At 53.1% G+C, this 21,270-nt stretch carries 20 protein-coding genes; 13 read left to right on the forward strand and 7 right to left on the reverse strand.

From position 1 onward, the window contains the following. The first annotated feature begins 17 nt into the window (after positions 1-17). Positions 18-365, forward strand: coding sequence for an iron-sulfur cluster insertion protein ErpA (gene erpA / locus QLG08_RS08875; protein WP_013024674.1), 348 nt, complete (start codon positions 18-20; stop codon positions 363-365). Between the two features lie 30 nt (positions 366-395). Here erpA and QLG08_RS08880 read toward each other — a convergent pair whose 3' ends face one another. The 3 genes from QLG08_RS08880 to mtnN form a co-directional block, all read right to left on the reverse strand. Beyond that, positions 396-647 (reverse strand): hypothetical protein, encoded by a 252-nt coding sequence (locus QLG08_RS08880; protein WP_014606555.1) that lies wholly within the window; start codon positions 645-647, stop codon positions 396-398. A 141-nt stretch (positions 648-788) separates the two neighbouring features. After that, entirely contained in the window at positions 789-1,583 is a 795-nt protein-coding gene (gene btuF, locus QLG08_RS08885) for a vitamin B12 ABC transporter substrate-binding protein BtuF (protein WP_078828868.1), read from the reverse strand. Beyond that, entirely contained in the window at positions 1,576-2,274 is a 699-nt protein-coding gene (mtnN, locus tag QLG08_RS08890; protein WP_013024677.1) for a 5'-methylthioadenosine/S-adenosylhomocysteine nucleosidase, read from the reverse strand. Before mtnN ends, btuF begins: the two co-directional genes overlap by 8 nt. A 92-nt stretch (positions 2,275-2,366) precedes the next feature. On the opposite strand from mtnN, the gene dgt reads away from it, so the two are divergent. The 4 genes from dgt (at position 2,367) to QLG08_RS08910 (ending at position 8,023) form a co-directional block, all read left to right on the forward strand. Beyond that, the gene (gene dgt / locus QLG08_RS08895) at positions 2,367-3,857 is read left to right on the forward strand and encodes a dGTPase (RefSeq protein ID WP_019106443.1); all 1,491 of its coding nucleotides are present in this window, start codon (positions 2,367-2,369) and stop codon (positions 3,855-3,857) included. Between the two features lie 133 nt (positions 3,858-3,990). Next, complete coding sequence (degP, locus tag QLG08_RS08900; protein WP_013024679.1) at positions 3,991-5,445, forward strand: serine endoprotease DegP; 1,455 nt, start codon at positions 3,991-3,993, stop codon at positions 5,443-5,445. Between the two features lie 176 nt (positions 5,446-5,621). Then, entirely contained in the window at positions 5,622-6,779 is a 1,158-nt protein-coding gene (locus tag QLG08_RS08905) for a CdaR family transcriptional regulator (protein ID WP_014606551.1), read from the forward strand. A gap of 32 nt (positions 6,780-6,811) precedes the next feature. After that, positions 6,812-8,023 (forward strand): alginate lyase family protein, encoded by a 1,212-nt coding sequence (locus tag QLG08_RS08910; protein WP_015700926.1) that lies wholly within the window; start codon positions 6,812-6,814, stop codon positions 8,021-8,023. Between the two features lie 83 nt (positions 8,024-8,106). Here the strand turns inward: QLG08_RS08910 and QLG08_RS08915 are convergent, their stop codons facing one another. The 4 genes from QLG08_RS08915 to map form a co-directional block, all read right to left on the reverse strand. Continuing rightward, positions 8,107-8,499, reverse strand: a complete 393-nt coding sequence (locus tag QLG08_RS08915; protein WP_006117754.1) for a DUF3461 family protein — start codon at positions 8,497-8,499, stop codon at positions 8,107-8,109. Between the two features lie 216 nt (positions 8,500-8,715). Next, on the reverse strand, positions 8,716-9,540 hold the full coding sequence (gene dapD / locus QLG08_RS08920; protein WP_013024682.1) for a 2,3,4,5-tetrahydropyridine-2,6-dicarboxylate N-succinyltransferase: 825 nt from the start codon (positions 9,538-9,540) through the stop codon (positions 8,716-8,718). Positions 9,541-9,620: 80 nt separating this feature from the next. Further along, positions 9,621-12,269: a bifunctional uridylyltransferase/uridylyl-removing protein GlnD gene (glnD, locus tag QLG08_RS08925; RefSeq protein ID WP_015700925.1), complete on the reverse strand. Its 2,649-nt coding sequence runs from the start codon at positions 12,267-12,269 to the stop codon at positions 9,621-9,623. 64 nt (positions 12,270-12,333) lie between these two features. Next, positions 12,334-13,128: a type I methionyl aminopeptidase gene (gene map, locus QLG08_RS08930; protein WP_013024684.1), complete on the reverse strand. Its 795-nt coding sequence runs from the start codon at positions 13,126-13,128 to the stop codon at positions 12,334-12,336. A gap of 318 nt (positions 13,129-13,446) precedes the next feature. Between map and rpsB the strand changes: the two genes are divergently transcribed. From rpsB to rseP, 8 genes are all read left to right on the forward strand, one after another. Continuing rightward, positions 13,447-14,172, forward strand: a complete 726-nt coding sequence (rpsB, locus tag QLG08_RS08935; protein WP_014592960.1) for a 30S ribosomal protein S2 — start codon at positions 13,447-13,449, stop codon at positions 14,170-14,172. A 183-nt stretch (positions 14,173-14,355) separates the two neighbouring features. Beyond that, on the forward strand, positions 14,356-15,207 hold the full coding sequence (tsf, locus tag QLG08_RS08940; RefSeq protein ID WP_013024686.1) for a translation elongation factor Ts: 852 nt from the start codon (positions 14,356-14,358) through the stop codon (positions 15,205-15,207). 154 nt (positions 15,208-15,361) lie between these two features. After that, positions 15,362-16,087: a UMP kinase gene (pyrH, locus tag QLG08_RS08945; protein ID WP_006117760.1), complete on the forward strand. Its 726-nt coding sequence runs from the start codon at positions 15,362-15,364 to the stop codon at positions 16,085-16,087. Positions 16,088-16,230: 143 nt separating this feature from the next. Continuing rightward, positions 16,231-16,788 carry a ribosome recycling factor gene (frr, locus tag QLG08_RS08950; protein ID WP_013024688.1) on the forward strand — a complete coding sequence of 186 codons (558 nt, stop codon included), beginning with the start codon at positions 16,231-16,233 and terminating at the stop codon, positions 16,786-16,788. A gap of 110 nt (positions 16,789-16,898) precedes the next feature. Next, positions 16,899-18,095, forward strand: coding sequence for a 1-deoxy-D-xylulose-5-phosphate reductoisomerase (gene ispC, locus QLG08_RS08955; RefSeq protein WP_024472048.1), 1,197 nt, complete (start codon positions 16,899-16,901; stop codon positions 18,093-18,095). 177 nt (positions 18,096-18,272) lie between these two features. Beyond that, on the forward strand, positions 18,273-19,025 hold the full coding sequence (gene ispU, locus QLG08_RS08960; RefSeq protein ID WP_013024690.1) for a (2E,6E)-farnesyl-diphosphate-specific ditrans,polycis-undecaprenyl-diphosphate synthase: 753 nt from the start codon (positions 18,273-18,275) through the stop codon (positions 19,023-19,025). An 18-nt stretch (positions 19,026-19,043) separates the two neighbouring features. Beyond that, positions 19,044-19,901, forward strand: coding sequence for a phosphatidate cytidylyltransferase (cdsA, locus tag QLG08_RS08965; RefSeq protein WP_015700924.1), 858 nt, complete (start codon positions 19,044-19,046; stop codon positions 19,899-19,901). A gap of 12 nt (positions 19,902-19,913) precedes the next feature. Next, positions 19,914-21,263: a sigma E protease regulator RseP gene (rseP, locus tag QLG08_RS08970; protein WP_014592964.1), complete on the forward strand. Its 1,350-nt coding sequence runs from the start codon at positions 19,914-19,916 to the stop codon at positions 21,261-21,263. Positions 21,264-21,270: the final 7 nt, after the last annotated feature.

Genomic DNA, 21,270 nt, shown 5'->3' on the forward strand with positions numbered 1-21,270 from the left:
CGTTTACGGAGTAACTCATGAGTGATGAAGTAGTAGCACTGCCGTTGCAGTTTACCGACGCAGCAGCCAAAAAAGTTAAGAATCTGATTGCTGACGAAGAGAACCCGGCACTGAAGCTGCGTGTGTATATCACTGGTGGTGGTTGCAGCGGCTTTCAGTATGGTTTTACATTCGACGATCAAATGAACGACGGCGATATGACCATTGAAAAGCAGGGCGTCTCGCTGGTGGTTGATCCCATGAGCCTGCAGTATCTGGTGGGCGGTTCTGTGGATTACACGGAAGGGCTGGAAGGATCGCGCTTTATCGTCACCAACCCTAACGCCAAAACCACCTGCGGCTGCGGGTCGTCATTCAGTATCTGATTATCGGGCCGCCTCAGCGGGCGGCCTCGGCTACCATTCAACCGTCACCAGACGATCGTTCGTCCCGCTGCTTCCCTGTCGCTTTAACACCGTTTGTGTCACGCGCGGCTGTGCGTTTATCTGACGACCGCACTCAACCTGCGGCACAGACTGCCCCATTGAACGGTTAACTTCACAACGTGAATAGATGACGAGTCTGACGTTAATAGAGCCGGTCGTCGATCCCGCGTAGGCCTGCTGCGCGATCAGAAGCCCTATGGCCAGAAGCGGTGCTTTGGTCATATTTAAATTCCTGGTGTAGTCGAATGCGCTAAGCGCTAAAACGGACATCGGGCATACGTGGCACGTGTCTCATACTTAAAATTAACGGCAGTCAGGGTGATTTCTTTAGTTGACTGTGTAACGCATGCAGAACCGACAGCATTATTTAACCGGGTGCAGGCCTTTACACAGCTGGTCGGCGGCTAACAGGATGCGCGGTCCCGGACGGCTGAGCCAGTCGTCGTTAATGGCAATCACGCTGACGTTAAGCTGCGGTCGCCAGAACTGCGCCGTGTGACTCGCCTGCTGTGCATCACCTGTTGTGACGATGACCTGCGGATGGCGCATCAGCACCTGTTCCCGGCTCACCTGGGGCCAGCTCACCGCACTGTCGGCAAAGATATTCTGCCCGCCACACAGCCTGATGATATCGTTTTGCAGCGTCGCCTTAGCCGCGGTAAACATGGGCGAAAAGCCAAACTGCAGAAAGACGGGAATGGGATGTTGTGTGTGGTAGCGCTTCCGCAAAGCCGCTTCCTGCTGGCGCAGCTCCCCGGCGGCTTGTGCGGCACGTTGCGGAGCTGGACTCCACTTTGCTAATCCTGCCAGTGCATCAATCATGCCATCCAGCGTTGCGGCATTGACCCATTCAACCTTAATACCCAACTGCTGCAGCTGGTCTACCTGACGCTGCGGATTGCCGCCGCGCCACGCCAACACCACATCGGGTTTAAGCTGCAAAATACGTTCAAGATTGATGCCCTGCCAGTTAGCGACCTGTTCAATGTTTTTTGCTTCAGGCGGATAGCTGGACCAGGCGCTGACCGCAATCGGAGTAATACCTGCGGCAAAGGCGAGCTCAGTCAGATGGGGAGCAAGGGTGATGACGCGGGGTGGGGCAGCATACAGGCTGCTGCTCAACAGCAGCAGCCAGCACAACAACAGCCGTTTAGCCACGAGCCAGACGGGCCAGCAAATTTTCAACCATCAGTGACGACTGGCTGGCCGCGACGCTCAGAAACTCGTCAAAACTCAGGTGTGATTCCTTATCGGCCACGTCGGAAATCGCTCTGACGACCACAAAAGGCACCTGGAACTGATGACAGACATGGCCGATGGCGGTCGCTTCCATTTCAACCGCAATAGCCTGTGGGAAGGTCGCCCGGATGCGCGCCAGGGGCTCAGCCCCGTTGATAAACGCATCGCCGCTCACCACCAGGCCGCGAACCGCGTTCAGGTTGAGCTGCTTAATGCAGGCTTCCGCCTCGGCAATCAGGGTGCTGTCAGCCGTAAAGGCAGCCGGACAACCTGCCATCTGGCCCGGCTCATAGCCAAACGCGGTCACATCGGCATCGTGATAGCGCACTTCTTCCGACACCACGATGTCACCTACGGCTAACGTCGGGGCTAAACCGCCTGCGGAACCGGTATTAATAACGAGATCGGGTTTACACAGCTGCAGCAACAGCGTGGTGCCAAGGGCTGCCGAGGTTTTACCAATGCCTGATTTCAGCAAGGCAACGTCAACACCATTGAGTGTGCCAGTGTAAATTTCACAGCCCGCCAGAGACAGAGTCTGACGATTTTCAATTTTGTCACGCAGCAGGGTCACTTCCTGCTCCATTGCGCCAATGATGCCTGCTTTCATTTTGCGTCTCGCTAATGTAATGAATGTAAAAATCGGGCATAGTCTATCATGGCACTGACGGGATCATTTCACGAAAAAATAAGGGGACAGGTATGGCGGCGATCAATTTCAGGAAGAAGATCAGCTTCACTCGCCCTTATAGCAACCGTAAAGATCCGCAAGGTGAATATTTTATTACCCGCCATTTTGAAAGCGATCGTGGACGCATCATTAATTCGGCGGCCATTCGCCGACTGCAACAAAAAACCCAGGTCTTTCCGCTTGAGCGCAACGCCGCCGTCCGTTCACGCCTGACGCATTCGCTTGAAGTGCAGCAAACCGGTCGATATATCAGCAAAGAGATTCTGCAAACCTTAAAAATGCAGGGTGGGCTGGCAAAATATGGACTGGACGACATGGAAGGGGCCTTTGAAAGTCTGGTCGAAATGGCGTGTCTGTTGCATGACGTCGGGAATCCTCCGTTCGGGCATTTTGGCGAAGCTGCCATTAACGACTGGTTTGAAGATAATCTGGCTGCCGAACTGGTCGATCCGCTGGTGGCTGGCGTCGAAAGCGAAGAGCAGCGCCAGTCCTTTGATCAAATGAACGCTATGATTCGTCAGGATTTATGCCATTTTGAAGGCAATGCCCAGGCGATCCGTATGGTGCACACCTTGCTGCAGCTCAACCTGAGCTACTCTCAGGTGGCCTGTATTCTTAAATATACCGCGCCGGCATGGTGGCAGGGTGAGAAACCGGCCGAATTTAGCGTATTAATGAAAAAGCCGGGCTTTTATTTGTCTGAGCGGGAATATATCAGCGATCTCCGTGCCGCGACGCATCTGACGGAGCATCATCGTTTCCCGCTGACCTATATCATGGAAGCGGCTGATGACATTTCATATTGTATTGCCGATTTGGATGACGCCGTCGAAAAAGCCATTTTCAATGTCGACAGTTTGTATGAGTTCCTCAGCAAAGCCTGGGGGCCAATAAATAACAATGATGCGTTCAGCCGTACCGTAGGTGAGGCCTGGCGCGAAGCAGGAAGTAAAAAACGCCGCAGCCGAAGCGATCAATTTTTCATGTCCCTCCGGGTTAATGTTCAGAATGTTCTGGTCACCTATGCCGTTAAACGTTTTATCGACAATCTGCCCGCTATTTTTGACGGAAACTTCAACCATGCATTATTAGAAGACGGCGGCGAAGAGGGGCGTTTATTACAAATATTTAAAACTGTAGCACGGCAGCAGGTGTTTAATCATTCCGAAGTTGAACAGCTGGAGCTGCAGGGTTATCGCGTCATAAAGGGGTTGCTTGAAATATACCAACCGTTAATGATGTTGAATTATGAAGACTTTACTACACTGATAAATGAAGATTTTTTGCGCAACCATCCGATTGAGACACGTCTTTTCCATAAACTTTCCGGAAAGCACAGAAAAGCCTATCTGCATAAAATGCGCACGCTGGTTGTTGAACACAAATATGAGCGTTTGTTATGGGAACGTTATTATCGCTTTCGTCTGATTCAGGATTACATTAGCGGCATGACCGATCTCTATGCCTGGGATGAGTACCGTCGTTTGATGGCGGTGGAATAAGCAGAGAATTGTAAAGAGCGCGAATAAATTTTTACCTTTGCCTAAAACTTTTCGAGGAACTTCGCGCTAAAACATTTATCTCAACATTCGACCACAGCAATGGTCAGTATATCCATCATTGTGAGATACCAAAATGAAAAAAACCTCGTTAATGTTAAGCGCTCTGGCGCTTAGTCTTGGCATGGCACTGACCCCTGTGAGTGCTTTCGCTGCGGAGACATCCTCTTCCGTTTCATCTTCCCCAAGCCAGCCGTTGCCAAGCCTTGCCCCCATGCTGGAGAAGGTGATGCCTTCCGTTGTGAGCATCAGCGTGGAAGGCAGTACAACGGTCAAAACGCCGCGTATGCCGCAGCAGTTCCAGCAATTTTTTGGCGATAATTCGCCTTTCTGTCAGGACGGTTCTCCGTTCATGGGCTCGCCGCTGTGCCAGGGCGCGGGCGGGAGCGGCGGCGGTGCGCCTGCAGGCCCGGATACGCAGCAGCAAAAATTCAGAGCGCTGGGTTCTGGCGTGATCATTAACGCAGAAAAAGGCTATGTGGTAACCAACAACCACGTGGTCAACGATGCGACGAAAATTCAGGTCAAACTGAGCGATGGTCGTAGCTACGACGCCAAAGTCATCGGCAAAGATCCCAGCTCGGATATAGCGCTGATTCAGCTCGAAGGCGCGAAAAATCTGACCGCCATTAAAATGGCTGACTCCGATAATTTGCGCGTTGGCGATTATACCGTAGCAATCGGTAACCCCTATGGTCTGGGCGAAACCGTAACCTCGGGCATCGTGTCGGCGTTGGGACGCAGTGGTCTGAACGTTGAGAACTATGAAAACTTTATCCAGACCGATGCCGCGATTAACCGCGGTAACTCGGGTGGCGCGCTGGTGAACCTCAACGGTGAGCTTATTGGTATTAACACCGCGATTCTGGCCCCAGACGGCGGCAACATTGGTATTGGTTTTGCCATCCCCAGCAACATGGTAAAAAACCTGACCGCACAGATGGTGGAGTATGGTCAGGTGAAACGCGGTGAGCTGGGTATCATGGGAACAGAGCTCAACTCTGAACTGGCTAAAGCGATGAAGGTCGATGCGCAGCGCGGCGCCTTTGTTAGTCAGGTCGTGCCCAATTCCGCCGCAGCGAAAGGCGGTATTAAAGCGGGTGACGTGATCGTTTCTATGAACGGCAAGCCGCTCACCAGCTTTGCCTCGCTGCGCGCTGAAGTCGGCTCTTTACCGGTAGGCACGACGCTGAAGCTGGGCCTGCTGCGTGATGGCAAACCGCTGGATGTCTCCGTGCAGCTGCAGCAGAGCACCCAGGACAAAGTGCAGTCCGCTACGATTTACACCGGCATTGAAGGTGCAGATCTGAGTAATAACGCAGGCAAAGAGAAAGGCGTGCGGGTCGATAGCGTGAAAGCGGGCAGTGCGGCGGCAAGAGTGGGTCTGAAAAAAGGCGACCTGATTCTTGGCGTCAACCAGCAGCCGGTAACCAACTTAGGGGAACTACGCAAGATCCTCGATACCAAACCACCGGTGCTGGCGCTGAATGTGCAACGTGGCGACACATCGCTCTACCTGCTGATGCAGTAATCACTGCTTGATGCTTATCAGGCGGACTTCGGTCCGCCTTTTTTATGGCACAGATCACAAATGTGATGCCTGCCGCATTTCTGCCAAAGCCGGCGCGGCTATGGGCGAATGCATAATGTTCTCTGCGTGTCACACGGCTATTCTGTCCTTCCTCTCATATGACTCAGGAGATAAGGATGGCTACCTGTCATCTCGACGCGCGGCTGGCGCAGGAAATTGTTGCGCGCACCATGAAAATCATTGATGGCAATGTCAACGTGATGGATGCGCGTGGGCGAATCATTGGCAGTGGTGACAGGGAGCGCATCGGGGAGTTGCATGAGGGCGCGCTGTTGGTGTTGTCTCAGGGGCGCATCGTGGATATCGACGATGCTGTGGCAAAACATCTGCACGGCGTGCGGCCAGGCATCAATCTTCCGCTACGTATTGACGGGGCGATCGTGGGCGTCATTGGCCTGACAGGTGAGCCGGGCGCACTGCGTCACTATGGCGAATTAGTCTGTATGGCGGCAGAGATGATGCTGGAGCAGGCCCGGCTATTACATATGCTGGCTCAGGACAGCCGACTGCGTGAAGAGCTGGTGCTCAACCTGATAAGAAGTGATGCGCTGACGCCACAGCTGACAGAGTGGGCACAGCGCCTGGGTATCGATCTTAATCAGCCCCGCGTGGTGGCGGTGATCGAAGTCGACAGCGGGCAGTTAGGCGTGGACAGCGCCATGTCTGAATTACAGCAGCTGCAAACCTTACTCACCACCCCCGTTCGGGATAACCTGATAGCCATTGTGTCGCTAACTGAAATGGTCGTACTGAAACCGGCATTAAACACACACGGACGTTACGACCGTCACGATCATCGCAAGCGGGTTGAGCAACTGATGCAGCGAATGAACGAAAGCGGTCATCTGCGCATGCGTATTGCGCTGGGCAACTTCTTTACCGGTCCGGGCAGCATCGCCCGCTCTTACCGCACTGCGCGCACCACCATGGCCGTTGGAAAGCAGCGCATGCCAGACGTCCGCAGCTATTTTTATCAGGATCTGATGCTGCCGGTATTACTGGACAGTTTACGCGGTGGCTGGCAGGCGAACGAGCTGGCACGTCCGCTGGAAAAACTGAAAAGCATGGACAGCAACGGTTTACTGCGCCGGACCTTAAGCGCCTGGTTCAGCAATAACGTCCAGCCCGGCGCAACATCACGCGCGCTGTTTATTCATCGTAATACGCTGGAGTATCGACTGAATCGGATCGCTGAGTTAACCGGACTGAACCTTGGTCATTTTGACGATCGATTACTGCTGTATATTGCGTTACAGCTGGATGAGCAGGGCTGATGACGCTGCTTATGAAACCATGAGGACGCCCGATGCGTATATTGCCCGCCATACTTTGCCTGCTAATCGTTACGTTTACCTGCCAGGCACGGCCTGACAGCCTGATTTTTCTCTCTACTGATGCCCTGATGAATACCCGGCAGGCTTTGCAGAATCATCAGGCGGGCGCACTGGCTGAACAGGCCTGGCGTCAGCTGCAACATCAGGCAGAAAAGGCGCTCAGCCAGCCCGATCCCAGCGTGATGGATAAGGGGCTGATGCCGCCCAGCGGATCGCGGCATGACTATCTGAGCCTGAGCGCCTACTGGTGGCCGGACGGAAAGCAGAAAACGGGGTTGCCCTGGATTCGTCGGGATGGTGAGATTAATCCCGACACGAAAAATAACCAAACCGACGGCGTGCGGCTGGCGCGCTTTAGCGCAGATGTACAGACACTCTCGCTGGCCTGGTTCTTTTCTGGCGATGCACGCTATGCCAGCAAAGCACAATCGATGATCCGCCACTGGTTTATCGATCCTGCCAGCCGTATGAATCCAAACCTGAATTATGCCCAGGGGATTCCAGGCAGGACGCCGGGCCGTCATGATGGCGTACTGGATGGGCGCTATTTTGCGACCCGCATTGTTGATGCGCTGGTGCTGTTGCGCCAGTCACCCGGCTGGCGCGACAGCGACGAGGCGGCGTTACATCGCTGGTTCAGTGACTATCTTAGCTGGCTGCAGACCAGCCAGCTGGCGCAACAGGAGCGGGATGCCCCAAATAATCATGGCAGCTGGTACAGCGTACAGGTTGCCGGTATTGCCGCTTACCTGGGCAAAAACACGGTGATCGCTGATATGTCGGCGTTGGCCAAACGAAAAATTGATGGGCAAATACAGAAAGAGGGAACTCAGCCACTTGAGCTGGCGCGAACCCGCTCCTTTCATTACAGCGTCTTTAATTTGCAGGCGCTAACCGCTATCGCGGCGTTAGCTTCTCAGCGTGGGCTGGACGATCTCTGGCACTATCAAAACAAGCAGGGTGGCTCGCTACTGGCGGCGCTGGATTATATGGCGCCCTTTAGCGATCCATCACGCCGCTGGCCGTGGAAAACCCGCGAACGCCAAAGCGAGCGGTTAATCCCCTTACTGCTGTTGGCTGACGTCACACTTAAGTCAGAACGTTACCAATCCTGGATTGATCGTCCTGAATGGCGTACCGGCTCAGCAGAGGTGCTACGTGATGTGGTGTTACTCAGGCGATAGCCGCGCAGATTGCCAATAAAAAAGGCCAGACGCGTCAAGTGAATCACACTTAATGCGGCTGGCCTGATGTAAATCTGAAATAATTAACGGCCGCTGCGGGTCAGTTTTTCCAGATCGGATTCAATTTCGGCGATTTTATGGGAAACGACGCCTTCAAGATGACGCAGATCATCAAGGATTTTACGTTTCAGATCGACTTCCACCTGATCGCGCTGGCAGATCTGATCCAGTTCATCGATCACATAACGCAGGTTCGGGCTGATTTCCTGCACTTCGCGATAGCCTTGTGACGCGTTATCAGCAACGACGGTCTTGCGCTGGCGAGGATATTTAAATTTCACGCTTTTGGCGAAAAATTCACCTTTATCTTTGCGGAAATAAATTTTCAAAATATCGTTATTCGCTTCCTGACGCAGGCTGTAGCGATCGATATCGTCAGGGTTACTAATGCCTAAGCTCTTAATATTGTCATACATAATTATTTTCCACCAAATGATAGGCGCGCAGAATTGTTCATGACTTAATGACTATAGACATAAATAACATGAATCAGTGCGCAACAGGATTTAACTGGCGCGAATTATGACCTGGATGAAAAGTAAACGCACCTGTTGGTTCGTGTAGAAAAACAACATTACCCGTAACAGCTGTAAACAAAAGATGACGGGCTGCCGTACAGCCCGTCCGACAGATTAGTCGATCGTACGCAGCAGTTCATTGATGCCGGTTTTCGCCAGCGTTTTCGCATCAACTTTTTTCACAATCACTGCGCAGTAAAGGCTGTAGCGGCCATCTTTAGACGGCAGGTTACCGGATACCACGACCGAGCCGGCAGGCACGCGACCGTAGTGGATTTCGCCGGTTTCACGGTCATAAATTTTGGTGCTCTGACCGATATAAACACCCATTGAAATCACGGAGCCTTCTTCAACGATCACGCCTTCAACGATTTCAGAACGTGCGCCAATAAAGCAGTTATCTTCAATGATGGTGGGGTTGGCCTGCAGCGGCTCAAGTACGCCACCGATTCCTACACCACCGGATAAATGTACGTTTTTACCAATCTGCGCACAGGAACCGACGGTTGCCCAGGTATCAACCATTGTGCCTTCGTCCACAAAGGCGCCGATGTTCACGTAGGAAGGCATCAGAACCGTGTTGCGCGCAATAAAAGCCCCTTTGCGAACGGCTGCGGGCGGCACCACGCGGAAGCCGGCTTCTTTGAAGCGCGCATCGTCCCAGTCGGCAAACTTCATCGGCACTTTGTCGTAAAAACGGGTTTCAGCCCCTTCCATCACCTGATTGTCATTAATGCGGAAAGAGAGCAGAACGGCTTTTTTCAGCCACTGATGCGTTACCCATTCGCCGTCGATTTTTTCAGAAACGCGCAGTTCACCACTGTCCAGTTTGGCGATAACCTGATTGATCGCCTCGCGGGTTTCAGTATCCACACTGGTCGGGGTGATGTCGGCGCGACGTTCGAAGGCAGATTCAATAACACTCTGTAACTGTTGCATATTTTTTCCTGATCTGTCATTTGTGGTGCCAGCCAGTGACCGGCACGGGTAAAAAGTTGATGTTCACAAATTGAAGCGGGTCACACTTTATCGTTTGGATTAAGGGCTTCTGTCAACCGTTGTTGCAACGTCTGACGCATTTCCTCATCCAGTGCCTTGCGTTCGCTATTGGCTAAAATAAACAAATCTTCCACGCGCTCGCCAATGGTGCTGATGCGCGCACCATGCAGAGAGACGCCGAGATCGGCAAACACTTCCCCCACGCGCGCCAGTAAACCGGGCTGATCCAGGGCTACCAGCTCCAGATAACTGCGGCGATCGGTGTGAGTTGGCAGGAAATTCACTTCGGTATCCACGCTAAAGTGCTTAAGCCTGGCGGCCTGACGGCGGGTGCGCGGTGGCACCCACTCTCTCTGGGTTATCGCCTGCTCCAGCGCCTGAATGATCATCGCATGACGATCGGGCGACAGGGGACTGCCATCCGGCTCCAGTACAATAAAGGTATCCATCGCCATGCCATCGCGGCTGGTAAAAATTTGCGCATCATGCACGCTGAGGTTGCGACGATCCAGCTCTCCTGCCACGGCGGCGAACAGGTGCGGGCGATCGGGACTCCAGATAAAAATTTCGGTCCCGCCGCGCGTTGCCTGCGGGCTGACCAGCACCAGCGGTTGATTAAGATCGTGCCCCAGCAAGTGGCGGGCATGCCAGGCAATCTGGTTGGGCGTATGGCGCAGAAAATAGTCGGCGCGACAGCGATTCCAGATGTGATGTAACCGCTCTTCATTGATGTTGTCCATACGCAGCAGCGCCAGCGCCTGCAGGCGGTGATGACGTACGCGTTCCCGCAGATCCGGACTGTTTTCCATGCCGCGACGCAGCTGTTTTTCGGTGGCGAAGAACAACTCTCGCAGCAGACTTTGCTTCCAGCTGTTCCACAGGCTCTCATTGGTGGCGCAGATATCAGCCACCGTCAGGCACACCAGATAACGCAGTCGGTTTTCGTTCTGCATGACCTCGGCGAACTGCTGAATCACCGTGGGGTCCTGAATATCACGACGCTGCGCGGTCACGGACATTAACAGATGATGCCGTACCAGCCATGCGACAAGCTGCGTTTCACGCGAGTTAAGGCCGTGCATCTCGGCGAACTCCAGCGCATCCTGCGCGCCAAGAACAGAGTGATCGCCGTTACGTCCTTTCGCAATGTCATGCAGCAGCGCCGCCATCAGCAGTAACTCTTGCTGAGGCAGGCGCGGCCAGAGTTCAACGCATAAAGGATGTTGTGGACGCGTCGCTTCGTTGGCAAAACTTTCCAGCTTCTGAAGAACCCGAATGGTGTGCTCATCCACGGTATAGGCGTGGAACAGATCAAACTGCATCTGCCCAACGATCTGACCCCAGAGCGGCGTATAGGCCCAGAGTACGCTATGGCGATGCATCGGAACTAATGCACGACTGACCGCACCGGGATGACGCAGGATCGACATAAACAGACGGCGTGCTTCAGGCAACTGACAGAGCGGCTGCTTAAGGTGGCGACGTGTGTGGCGCAGGCGGCGCAGCGTGGTCGAATAGATCCCTTTGATGTTGTCATTGCGCACCATGACGTAAAACATGCGCATTATTGCCTGAGGCTCCCGATCAAACAGCGTTTCATCGCGCAGATCGATCAGGTTACCCCGTAGCTGAAAATCATCATCAATAGCGCAGGGTTTTTCATTGGTAGAGAGGGCCAGAATGGCTTCATCGAACAACTGCAGCAGCATCTGGTTCAGTTCGCTGATACGACGCGTGACGCGATAAAAATCCTTCATCATGCGTTCCACCGGCTCGTTGCCTTCGCCCTGATACTGAAGGCGCTGGGCAACGCTAAGCTGGCGATCGAACAGTAGCCGGTTGTCGTAACGCGGCAGCAACAGATGCAGCGCAAACCGAATCCGCCAGAGAAAGGCTTGGCATTCATTCAGTTCGGCGCGTTCGGCGTCGGTCAGAAAGCCAAAGCCCACCATCTCGTCGAGCGTTGTCGCGCCAAAGTGCCGTCGCGCAACCCACTGTAACGTATGAATATCACGTAAACCGCCCGGGCTGCTTTTAATATCCGGTTCCAGGTTGTAGCTGGTACCGTGATAGCGCGTATGACGCTCTTGTTGCTCTTCAATTTTGGCGGCAAAAAAGCGGGACGACGGCCAGAAGCCATCGCTAAAGACATTTTTCTGCAGTTCGAGGAACAGCGCGACATCACCGGCCAGCATTCGCGCTTCAATCAGGTTGGTCGCCACCGTCAGGTCGGATAGGCCTTCCAGTAAGCACTCTTCCAGGCTACGCACGCTGTGGCCCACTTCCAGTTTAAGATCCCACATCAGCGTCAGCAGCGCGCTGGCGCTTTGGGCGGCCTCTTCGTTAAGCGGCTGGCGGCTGAGAATCAATATGTCAATATCGGAAAGCGGGTGAAGCTCACCCCGACCATAACCCCCGACAGCAACCAGAGCGATGGATTTCATCCTGTCGAAGCCAAAATAACGCCACAGGCGACGCAGAAGGCGATCGATAAACAGGGTTCGGGCATGAATCAGATTCTCTGCCGCCTCACCGCTATCAAAGGCCGCCGCCAGGTGCTGTTGAAAGCACTCCAGGCGCTGCTTGAGTATTTCACGTGATAGCTGATCGTCCTGCCACTCGCCAGGCGAATCATTCAGACCGTTTTTCACTTCTTGCGACAGGCTCATGCAGCGTTCTCATCAGTAAGCATAAAAAAACCGGCAGAGCGCCGGCCTTTTATCAGGAGAGAAATTACGCCTGGTTAACTAACACCGCGGGAAGGGTGTCGTCTTTACGCAGGGTTAAAATCTCACAGCCGTTATCCGTCACCACAATAGTATGCTCGTACTGCGCCGACAAGCTGCGATCTTTGGTTTTCACCGTCCAGCCGTCTTTCATGGTACGGATGCGATAATCACCGGCGTTCACCATCGGTTCCACGGTAAAGGTCATGCCGGCCTGCAGGACGACACCGCTGTCGTCTGCATCGTAGTGCAGAACCTGTGGCTCTTCATGAAAGCCCTTGCCAATGCCATGACCGCAGTATTCACGCACCACTGAGAAGTCATTCGCTTCAACATATTTCTGGATAGCGCGGCCCAGCTCGCGCAGGCGAATACCCGGCTTCACCAGACGCAGTGATAAATAAAGGCTTTCCTGAGTCACGCGGCACAGGCGCTCACCCTGGATCGTCGGCTTGCCGACGATAAACATTTTCGAGGTATCGCCGTGGTACTCGTCTTTAATCACGGTCACGTCGATGTTAACGATGTCGCCATCTTTCAACGGACGATCGTCGCTCGGAATACCGTGACAGACCACTTCATTTACCGAGATGCAGACGGATTTCGGAAAACCGTGGTAACCCAGGCAGGCAGAAATCGCCTGCTGATGCTGCGTAATGTGTTCGTGGCAGAGACGATCCAGTTCACCCGTGGTCACGCCAGGCTGCACATGGGGTTCGATCATTTCTAACACTTCGGCGGCGAGGCGGCCAGCGACGCGCATTTTTTCGATTTCTTCGGGGGTTTTAATTGAGATTGCCATTAAATTATTCCGCTGCTGCTGAAATTTTCAGCGATAATGAATGCTGTGCTCTCATGTTAACAGCAAGCCAAAAGGGCTGCCAAACAGAGAACGCACCACAGGCCGTAAGCGAACATTTATTGGCGTCCAAAGCGTGATTGTGGTATAAAGCGCGCCGACGATTCTCTGTATGGCCGTTAAGGTCAGCGGGAAACGCAATAATCTCACTATGTGTAATAAAACACACATGTATCGACACATACGCCGGGGTGCCTTGAAAGAGGTCGGTTGTATGGGATACATGGAGGCCCAACCCCAATTAAACTAGAGGTAGTAATCATGGCAACTGTTTCCATGCGCGATATGCTCAAGGCTGGTGTTCACTTCGGTCACCAGACCCGTTACTGGTGCCCAAAAATGAAGCCATTCATTTTCGGTGCGCGTAACAAAGTTCACATCATCAACCTTGAGAAAACTGTACCAATGTTCAACGACGCTCTGGCTGAGTTGACCAAAATCTCTTCCCGTAAAGGTAAGATTCTGTTCGTTGGTACTAAGCGCGCTGCTGCCGAAGCGATCAAAGAGTCTGCACTGAGCTGCGACCAGTTCTTCGTAAACCACCGCTGGTTGGGTGGCATGCTGACCAACTGGAAAACCGTTCGTCAGTCTATCAAACGTCTGAAAGAGCTTGAGACTCAGTCTCAGGACGGCACTTTCGACAAACTGACCAAGAAAGAAGCGCTGATGCGCGCTCGTGAACTGGCCAAGCTGGAAAACAGCCTGGGCGGTATCAAAGACATGGGCGGTTTGCCGGATGCACTGTTTGTTGTCGATGCTGACCACGAACACATCGCAATCAAAGAAGCAAACAACCTGGGTATCCCAGTATTTGCTATCGTTGATACTAACTCTGATCCAGATGGCGTTGATTACGTTATCCCAGGTAACGACGATGCGATCCGTGCTATCAACCTGTACCTGACTGCCGTTGCGACCACCGTTCGCGAAGGCCGCTCTCAGGATCTGGCTGAGCAGGCTGAAGAAGCGTCTTTAGAAAACGCTTAATTAAGGTTTGCTCTGCATAAGAGCCCTTAGCATTCAGATGTGATCTGTAAGGGGCCAAACATGGCCCCTTTATTTTATCCAAGTCTGTTACGCCCCTGTTCAGGACGGCGGGACAGAGTAAATTTTCCGCAAATAAGTACCTTCTGACGCACTTGTGCTCAGGTACGAACCGAGGATTCTGGAATGGCTGAAATTACCGCTGCATTGGTAAAAGAACTGCGTGAGCGTACTGGCGCAGGCATGATGGACTGCAAAAAAGCGCTGACTGAAGCGAGCGGCGACATCGAGCTGGCGATTGAAAACATGCGTAAGTCTGGCGCAATTAAAGCAGCGAAAAAAGCGGGTAACGTTGCTGCTGATGGCGTAATCAAAACCAAAATCGTTGGTAACTACGGTGTGATTCTGGAAGTGAACTGCCAGACTGACTTCGTAGCAAAAGACGGCGGTTTCCAGGCGTTTGCTGATAAAGTTCTTGACGCTGCTGCGGCTGACCGCATCACCGACGTTGAAGTGCTGAAAGCACAGTTCGAAGAAGAACGTGTTGCCCTGGTTGCTAAAATCGGCGAGAACATCAACATTCGTCGCGTTGCTCTTCTGGAAGGCGAAGAACTGGGCAGCTACCTGCACGGCGCACGTATCGGCGTTCTGGTTTCTGCTAAAGGCGCTAACGAAGATCTGATCAAACAGATCGCAATGCACGTTGCGGCAAGCAAACCTGAGTTTGTTAAGCCAGAAGACGTTTCTGCGGAAGTGGTTGATAAAGAATACCAGGTTCAGCTGGACATCGCGATGCAGTCTGGTAAGCCAAAAGAGATCGCAGAGAAGATGGTTGAAGGCCGTATGAAGAAATTCACCGGTGAAGTCTCTCTGACTGGTCAGGCATTCGTTATCGATCCAAGCAAAACCGTTGGCCAGGCGCTGAAAGAGCAGGGCGCTGACGTGATCAACTTCATCCGCTTTGAAGTGGGCGAAGGCATCGAAAAAGTTGAGACTGATTTTGCTGCTGAAGTTGCAGCAATGTCCAAACAGTCTTAATGATCTGAAAGAACCGCCAGATGGCGGTTCTTTTTTGTCTGCCACAGGCAAAAGATACGTTTTCAGTTTCATCCCAATAGTAATTCTTTTGCTCTAAGCGGATGATTGATCGAAATTACTTCTTATTCATCATATCTTCCAGGACGAATTGACCATGGCGACCAACGCAAAACCTGTTTATCAACGTATCCTGCTAAAACTCAGTGGCGAAGCACTTCAAGGTGCAGAGGGTTTTGGTATCGACGCGAGCGTGCTTGACCGCATGGCTCAGGAAGTCAAAGAACTGGTCGAGCTGGGTATCCAGGTGGGCGTTGTGATTGGCGGCGGTAACCTGTTCCGCGGAGCCGGCCTGGCGCAGGCGGGCATGAACCGCGTTGTGGGTGACCACATGGGGATGCTTGCTACGGTAATGAACGGCCTGGCGATGCGTGATGCACTGCACCGCGCATACGTAAATGCCCGTCTGATGTCCGCGATTCCCCTCAATGGCGTTTGCGATAACTACAGCTGGGCAGAAGCCATCAGCCTGTTACGTAATAACCGTGTGGTTATCTTTTCTGCGGGTACGGGCAATCCTTTCTTCACGACGGATTCAGCCGCCTGTCTGCGTGGTATTGAAATCGAAGCGGATGTGGTGCTGAAAGCCACGAAAGTTGACGGTGTTTACTCGGCCGACCCGGTGAAGCATCCTGACGCAACGCTGTATGAAAAACTGACTTATGCGGAAGTGCTGGATCAAGAGCTTAAAGTGATGGATCTCGCCGCGTTTACGCTGGCGCGCGATCACAAACTGCCAATCCGCGTTTTCAATATGAACAAACCTGGCGCATTGCGTCGCGTAGTGATGGGTGAAAAAGAAGGTACCCTGATTACGCATTAATACCCGAGGCGAGATAAAATAAGGTATATTCTGTCAGTGCGGTAATGTTTAGCCGTGCACCAGTCAGGATTATCGATGATTATCGATCCCGCTTCCGGTGATGCCGGAACTGGCCAGGTCAAACCGAATCCAAGGGTTTTAACGTGATTAACGACATTAAAAAAGATGCTGATACGCGCATGGACAAATGCGTCGAGGCATTCAAAACCACTATCAGCAAGGTACGCACAGGCCGTGCTTCACCTTCTCTGCTCGACGGCATTATCGTTGAATATTACGGTACGCCGACGCCACTGCGTCAGCTGGCTTCCGTTACCGTTGAAGACTCCCGCACGCTGAAAATCAACGTGTTTGATCGATCTCTCGGCCCGGCCGTTGAAAAAGCGATTATGGCGTCCGATCTTGGCCTCAATCCAAACTCAGCGGGTTCGGACATTCGTGTTCCGCTCCCTGCGCTGACGGAAGAGCGTCGTAAAGATCTGATTAAAATCGTACGCGGTGAAGCCGAGCAGGGACGTGTGTCTGTACGTAACGTTCGTCGCGACGCCAACGATAAAATCAAAGCGTTGCTGAAAGATAAAGAAATCAGCGAAGACGACGAACGTCGTTCGCAGGACGAAATCCAGAAAATGACCGATGCGCACATCAAGAAAGTTGATGCGGCACTGGCCGAAAAAGAAGCGGAGTTGATGGACTTCTGATTCCATCATCGCCGACCAAAACGCCGTACAGAGAGGCATTCTGACAGAATGTCACCTCTGGCGGCGTTTTACATTGTGCCCCACGCTTTCACCTCTACATGGACAGCATTATGAAGCGATTAACTCTGCTCGGTTCAACCGGTTCGATAGGCACCAGCACGCTGGCAGTCGTCAGTGCCAATCCTACGCGCTATCAGATCACGGCGCTGGTTGCCGGTAAAAACGTGGCCCTGATGGCTGAGCAGTGCGTACAGTTCCAACCCCGCTATGCGGCGATGGCAGACGAAGAAGCCGCTGTTGCGCTACGTGAGCGACTGAGAGCATTGAAGGTGAAGACTGAAGTGCTCTCCGGCGTTCAGGCAGCCTGTGAACTGGCCGCGCTGGATGAGGTTGACCAGGTGATGGCGGCGATTGTGGGCGCCTCAGGTTTACTGCCCACGTTGGCAGCGATTCGCGCGGGTAAAACCGTCCTGCTGGCGAATAAAGAATCCCTGGTGACGTGCGGCCGTTTATTTATGGAGGCGGTGCGCCAGCATAAGGCGCAGCTGTTGCCGGTAGACAGCGAGCACAATGCGATTTTTCAGAGTTTGCCCGCTACCATCCAGCATCAGTTAGGTTACGCTGACCTGCAGAATAACGGCATTGAGTCGATTATTCTTACGGGATCGGGTGGCCCTTTTCGTGACACAAATTTAGCGGATCTGCGCAATATGTCGCCAGATCAGGCTTGTGCACATCCGAACTGGTCAATGGGGCGTAAAATCTCGGTTGATTCGGCCACCATGATGAATAAAGGTCTTGAATACATTGAAGCTCGTTGGCTGTTCAACGCCAGTGCCGCGCAGATGGAAGTGATTTTGCACCCCCAATCGGTGATCCACTCCATGGTGCGTTACTGCGATGGCAGCGTGCTGGCACAGTTAGGTTCACCTGACATGCGAACCCCTATCGCCCACAGTATGGCCTGGCCAGCGCGTATTCACGCTGGGGTCACACCGCTGGACTTTACCCGCATGTCGGCGCTGACGTTCTCAGAACCTGATTTTGGCCGTTACCCCTGTCTTAAACTGGCAATTGATGCCTGCGAGGCCGGGCAGGCGGCCACCACCACGCTTAATGCTGCCAATGAGATCGCCGTGGCGGCGTTCCTGAATCAGCGAATTCGTTTTACCGATATCGCAGCGTTAAACAGCGCAGTGCTGTCATCGCAGCACGGCCAGGAACCGGATTCAGTGGACGCTGTCATCGAAATCGATCGTATGGCACGCGCCGCTGCGACCGAAATGTTGCCACGCTTCACGGCATAACAACGATTGCGTTGAGGCTATTTGTTCGCTTCAGGTGAAAATGTTATAGTCGCTGGCTCGCGTTTAACGGTCTGTCACCAAATTCGGTGTGGCCTGGCAGACAGTGCCGGGATTTGTACCGGGCGCAATGTATTCAGAAACCACAGCATTTCTGATGAAAGGAATTGATTACGCGTTATGTCGTCTGAAAATCACAACAACACCGATGACCAACAGGGAACCGGTCCACGCCACGTCGCTATCATTATGGATGGCAATGGCCGTTGGGCTAAGAACCAGGGAAAACTGCGTATCTCCGGTCACAAAGCGGGCGTGAAATCAGTACGTCGCGCCGTTAGCTTTGCCGTCAGTAATAATCTTGAAGCGTTAACGCTTTACGCCTTTAGTAGCGAAAACTGGAGCCGTCCTGCGCAGGAAGTCACTGCCTTGATGGAGCTGTTTGTCTGGGCGCTGGACAGTGAAGTGAAAAGCCTGCACAAGCATAATGTTCGCTTACGCATCATTGGCGATATCAGCCGCTTCAGCCCCCGCATTCAGGAACGTGTCCGTCGGGCAGAGGCGCTGACGGAGAATAACGATCGACTCACGCTAAACATTGCTGCGAACTACGGCGGGCGATGGGATATTATCGAAGGCGTTAAAAAGTTGGCTGAACAGGTTCAGGAAGGCTTGTTACGCCCTGATCAGATAACCGAAGAGAGCCTGACGTCGCAACTGTGCATGAACCAGTTGGCGCCAGTGGATTTAGTGATAAGGACCGGGGGAGAGCATCGGATTAGCAACTTCCTGTTGTGGCAAATTGCCTATGCGGAATTCTATTTTACTGATGTGCTCTGGCCGGATTTTGATGAACACGTTTTTGAAGGTGCACTGAATGCATTCTCTCTGCGGGAGCGACGCTTTGGCGGCGCTGCACCAGGCGGCGCCTGAGCAATCTGGGGGTAACCTTTGCTGAAGTCTCGTCTGATCACCGCGCTGATTCTCATCCCGCTGGTGATCGCTGCATTGTTCTGGTTACCGCCTGTTGGCTTTGCAATTATTACGATTATTATCTGCATGCTGGCCGCCTGGGAATGGGGGCAGCTGTCTGGTATGGCATCGCGTCAACAACGGATCTGGCTCGCGCTGATATGCGGTCTGGCTCTGACGCTGATGCTGTTTACGCTTCCTCCCTACGAACATAACGCGCACCTGCCGCAGGTGGCGGGCTGGCTGTGGGCCTCACTGGCCTGGTGGATTGCCGCGCTGTTACTGGTTCTGTTCTATCCTGCCTCTGCTGCGTTATGGCGGACTTCCCGACCCTTGCGTCTGCTGTTTGGTGCGTTAACGGTCATTCCTTTCTTCTGGGGCATGATGGCGCTCCGCCAGTATCATTACGAAGCCGATCACTTTGCCGGCGCCTGGTGGCTGCTGTTTGTTATGTTTCTGGTATGGGGCGCTGATTCCGGTGCCTACATGTTCGGCAAACTGTTTGGCAAACATAAGCTGGCGCCAAAAGTGTCGCCCGGTAAAACATGGGAAGGTTTTCTGGGCGGGCTGCTCTCTTCTGCGCTGATTGCCGTCCTGTTCGCCAGTTTTGCGCCGCTTTCCGTTCCCACCGGCACGCTGGTGATCTGCGCCGTGATTTCCACCCTTGCTTCGGTACTGGGCGATCTGACGGAAAGCATGTTTAAACGCGAGGCCGGTATCAAAGACAGCGGGAGCCTGATTCCCGGACATGGCGGTATTCTTGACCGCATCGACAGCCTGACAGCAGCAGTGCCGGTATTTGCCTGTTTATTGCTGTTGGTGTTTCAGACACTTTAAGGGCAAACGACGATGTTAAGCGTAATCTGGAGTTTTGCCGCATTTATCATTGCACTGGGCGTGTTAATCACCGTGCATGAGTTTGGCCATTTTTGGGTGGCGCGGCGTTGCGGTGTGAGAGTAGAGCGCTTTTCTATCGGCTTTGGCAAGGCGTTATGGCAACGCCGCGATCGTCACGGCACCGAATTTGTGATTGCGCTCATTCCCCTTGGCGGTTATGTCAAAATGCTGGACGAGCGGGTAGAAAGCGTTCCCGCCGAGCTTCGGCACCAGGCGTTTAACAATAAAGCGATTTGGCAGCGCGCGTCTATTATTGCTGCCGGCCCGATTGCCAATTTCCTGTTTGCTATCTTTGCCTACTGGGTCGTGTTCATCCACGGCGTACCTGGTATTAAACCGGTAGTTGGTGAAATTCTGAACGGTTCGGTCGCCGCAGAAGCGCAAATTACACCCGGGACGGAACTTAAGGCCGTTGACGGTATCGAAACGCCTGACTGGGAAGCTGTGCGCATGGCATTGATCGGTAAAATCGGTGATGCCAGCACAACGTTAACAGTGGGTCGTTTTGGCGAACAGGGGACGCAGCAAAAACAGGTCGATTTGCGCAACTGGCAGTTCGAACCTGATAAGCAGGACCCTGTCGTCGCGCTGGGAATTCGTCCCCGGGGCCCGCAGATTGAAACGACCCTGGCTGAAGTGCAAAAGAATTCGCCTGCCAGTGCAGCCGGTTTGCAAGCTGGCGACAGGATCGTTAAAGTCGATGGTCAGTTATTATCGCAGTGGCAGCCTTTTGCTACCCAGGTTCGGGATAACCCAGGAAAAAGTATTGCTCTTGAGGTCGATCGCAACGGTGACGCGGTGCAGTTAACCCTGACGCCCGAAGCGAAACCTGGGAACAAAGCACAAGGGTTTGCGGGGGTGATTCCCCGAGTCGTACCGCTGCCAGACGAGTATAAAACGGTAAGACAATATGGTGCGTTTTCAGCCATTGGTGAAGCCAGTGTAAAAACCTGGCAGTTAATGAAGCTGACCGTCTCTATGTTGGGCAAGTTAATAACCGGCGATGTGAAGCTGAACAACCTGAGCGGCCCGATTTCGATTGCGCAAGGTGCAGGTTTGTCAGCCGAGTATGGAATGATTTACTACCTGATGTTCCTGGCGTTGATTAGCGTCAACTTAGGGATCATCAACCTGTTCCCGCTACCGGTTTTAGATGGTGGGCACTTGCTCTTCCTTGCGATTGAAAAGATCAAAGGGGGACCGGTGTCCGAGCGAGTTCAAGACTTTAGTTACCGCATCGGTTCAATACTGCTGGTGATGTTAATGGGGCTTGCACTTTTCAATGATTTCTCACGTTTGTAACCGCTGG

It is taken from the genome of Pantoea sp. V106_11 (genome assembly GCF_029967885.1).
GTDB lineage: Bacteria > Pseudomonadota > Gammaproteobacteria > Enterobacterales > Enterobacteriaceae > Pantoea > Pantoea ananatis.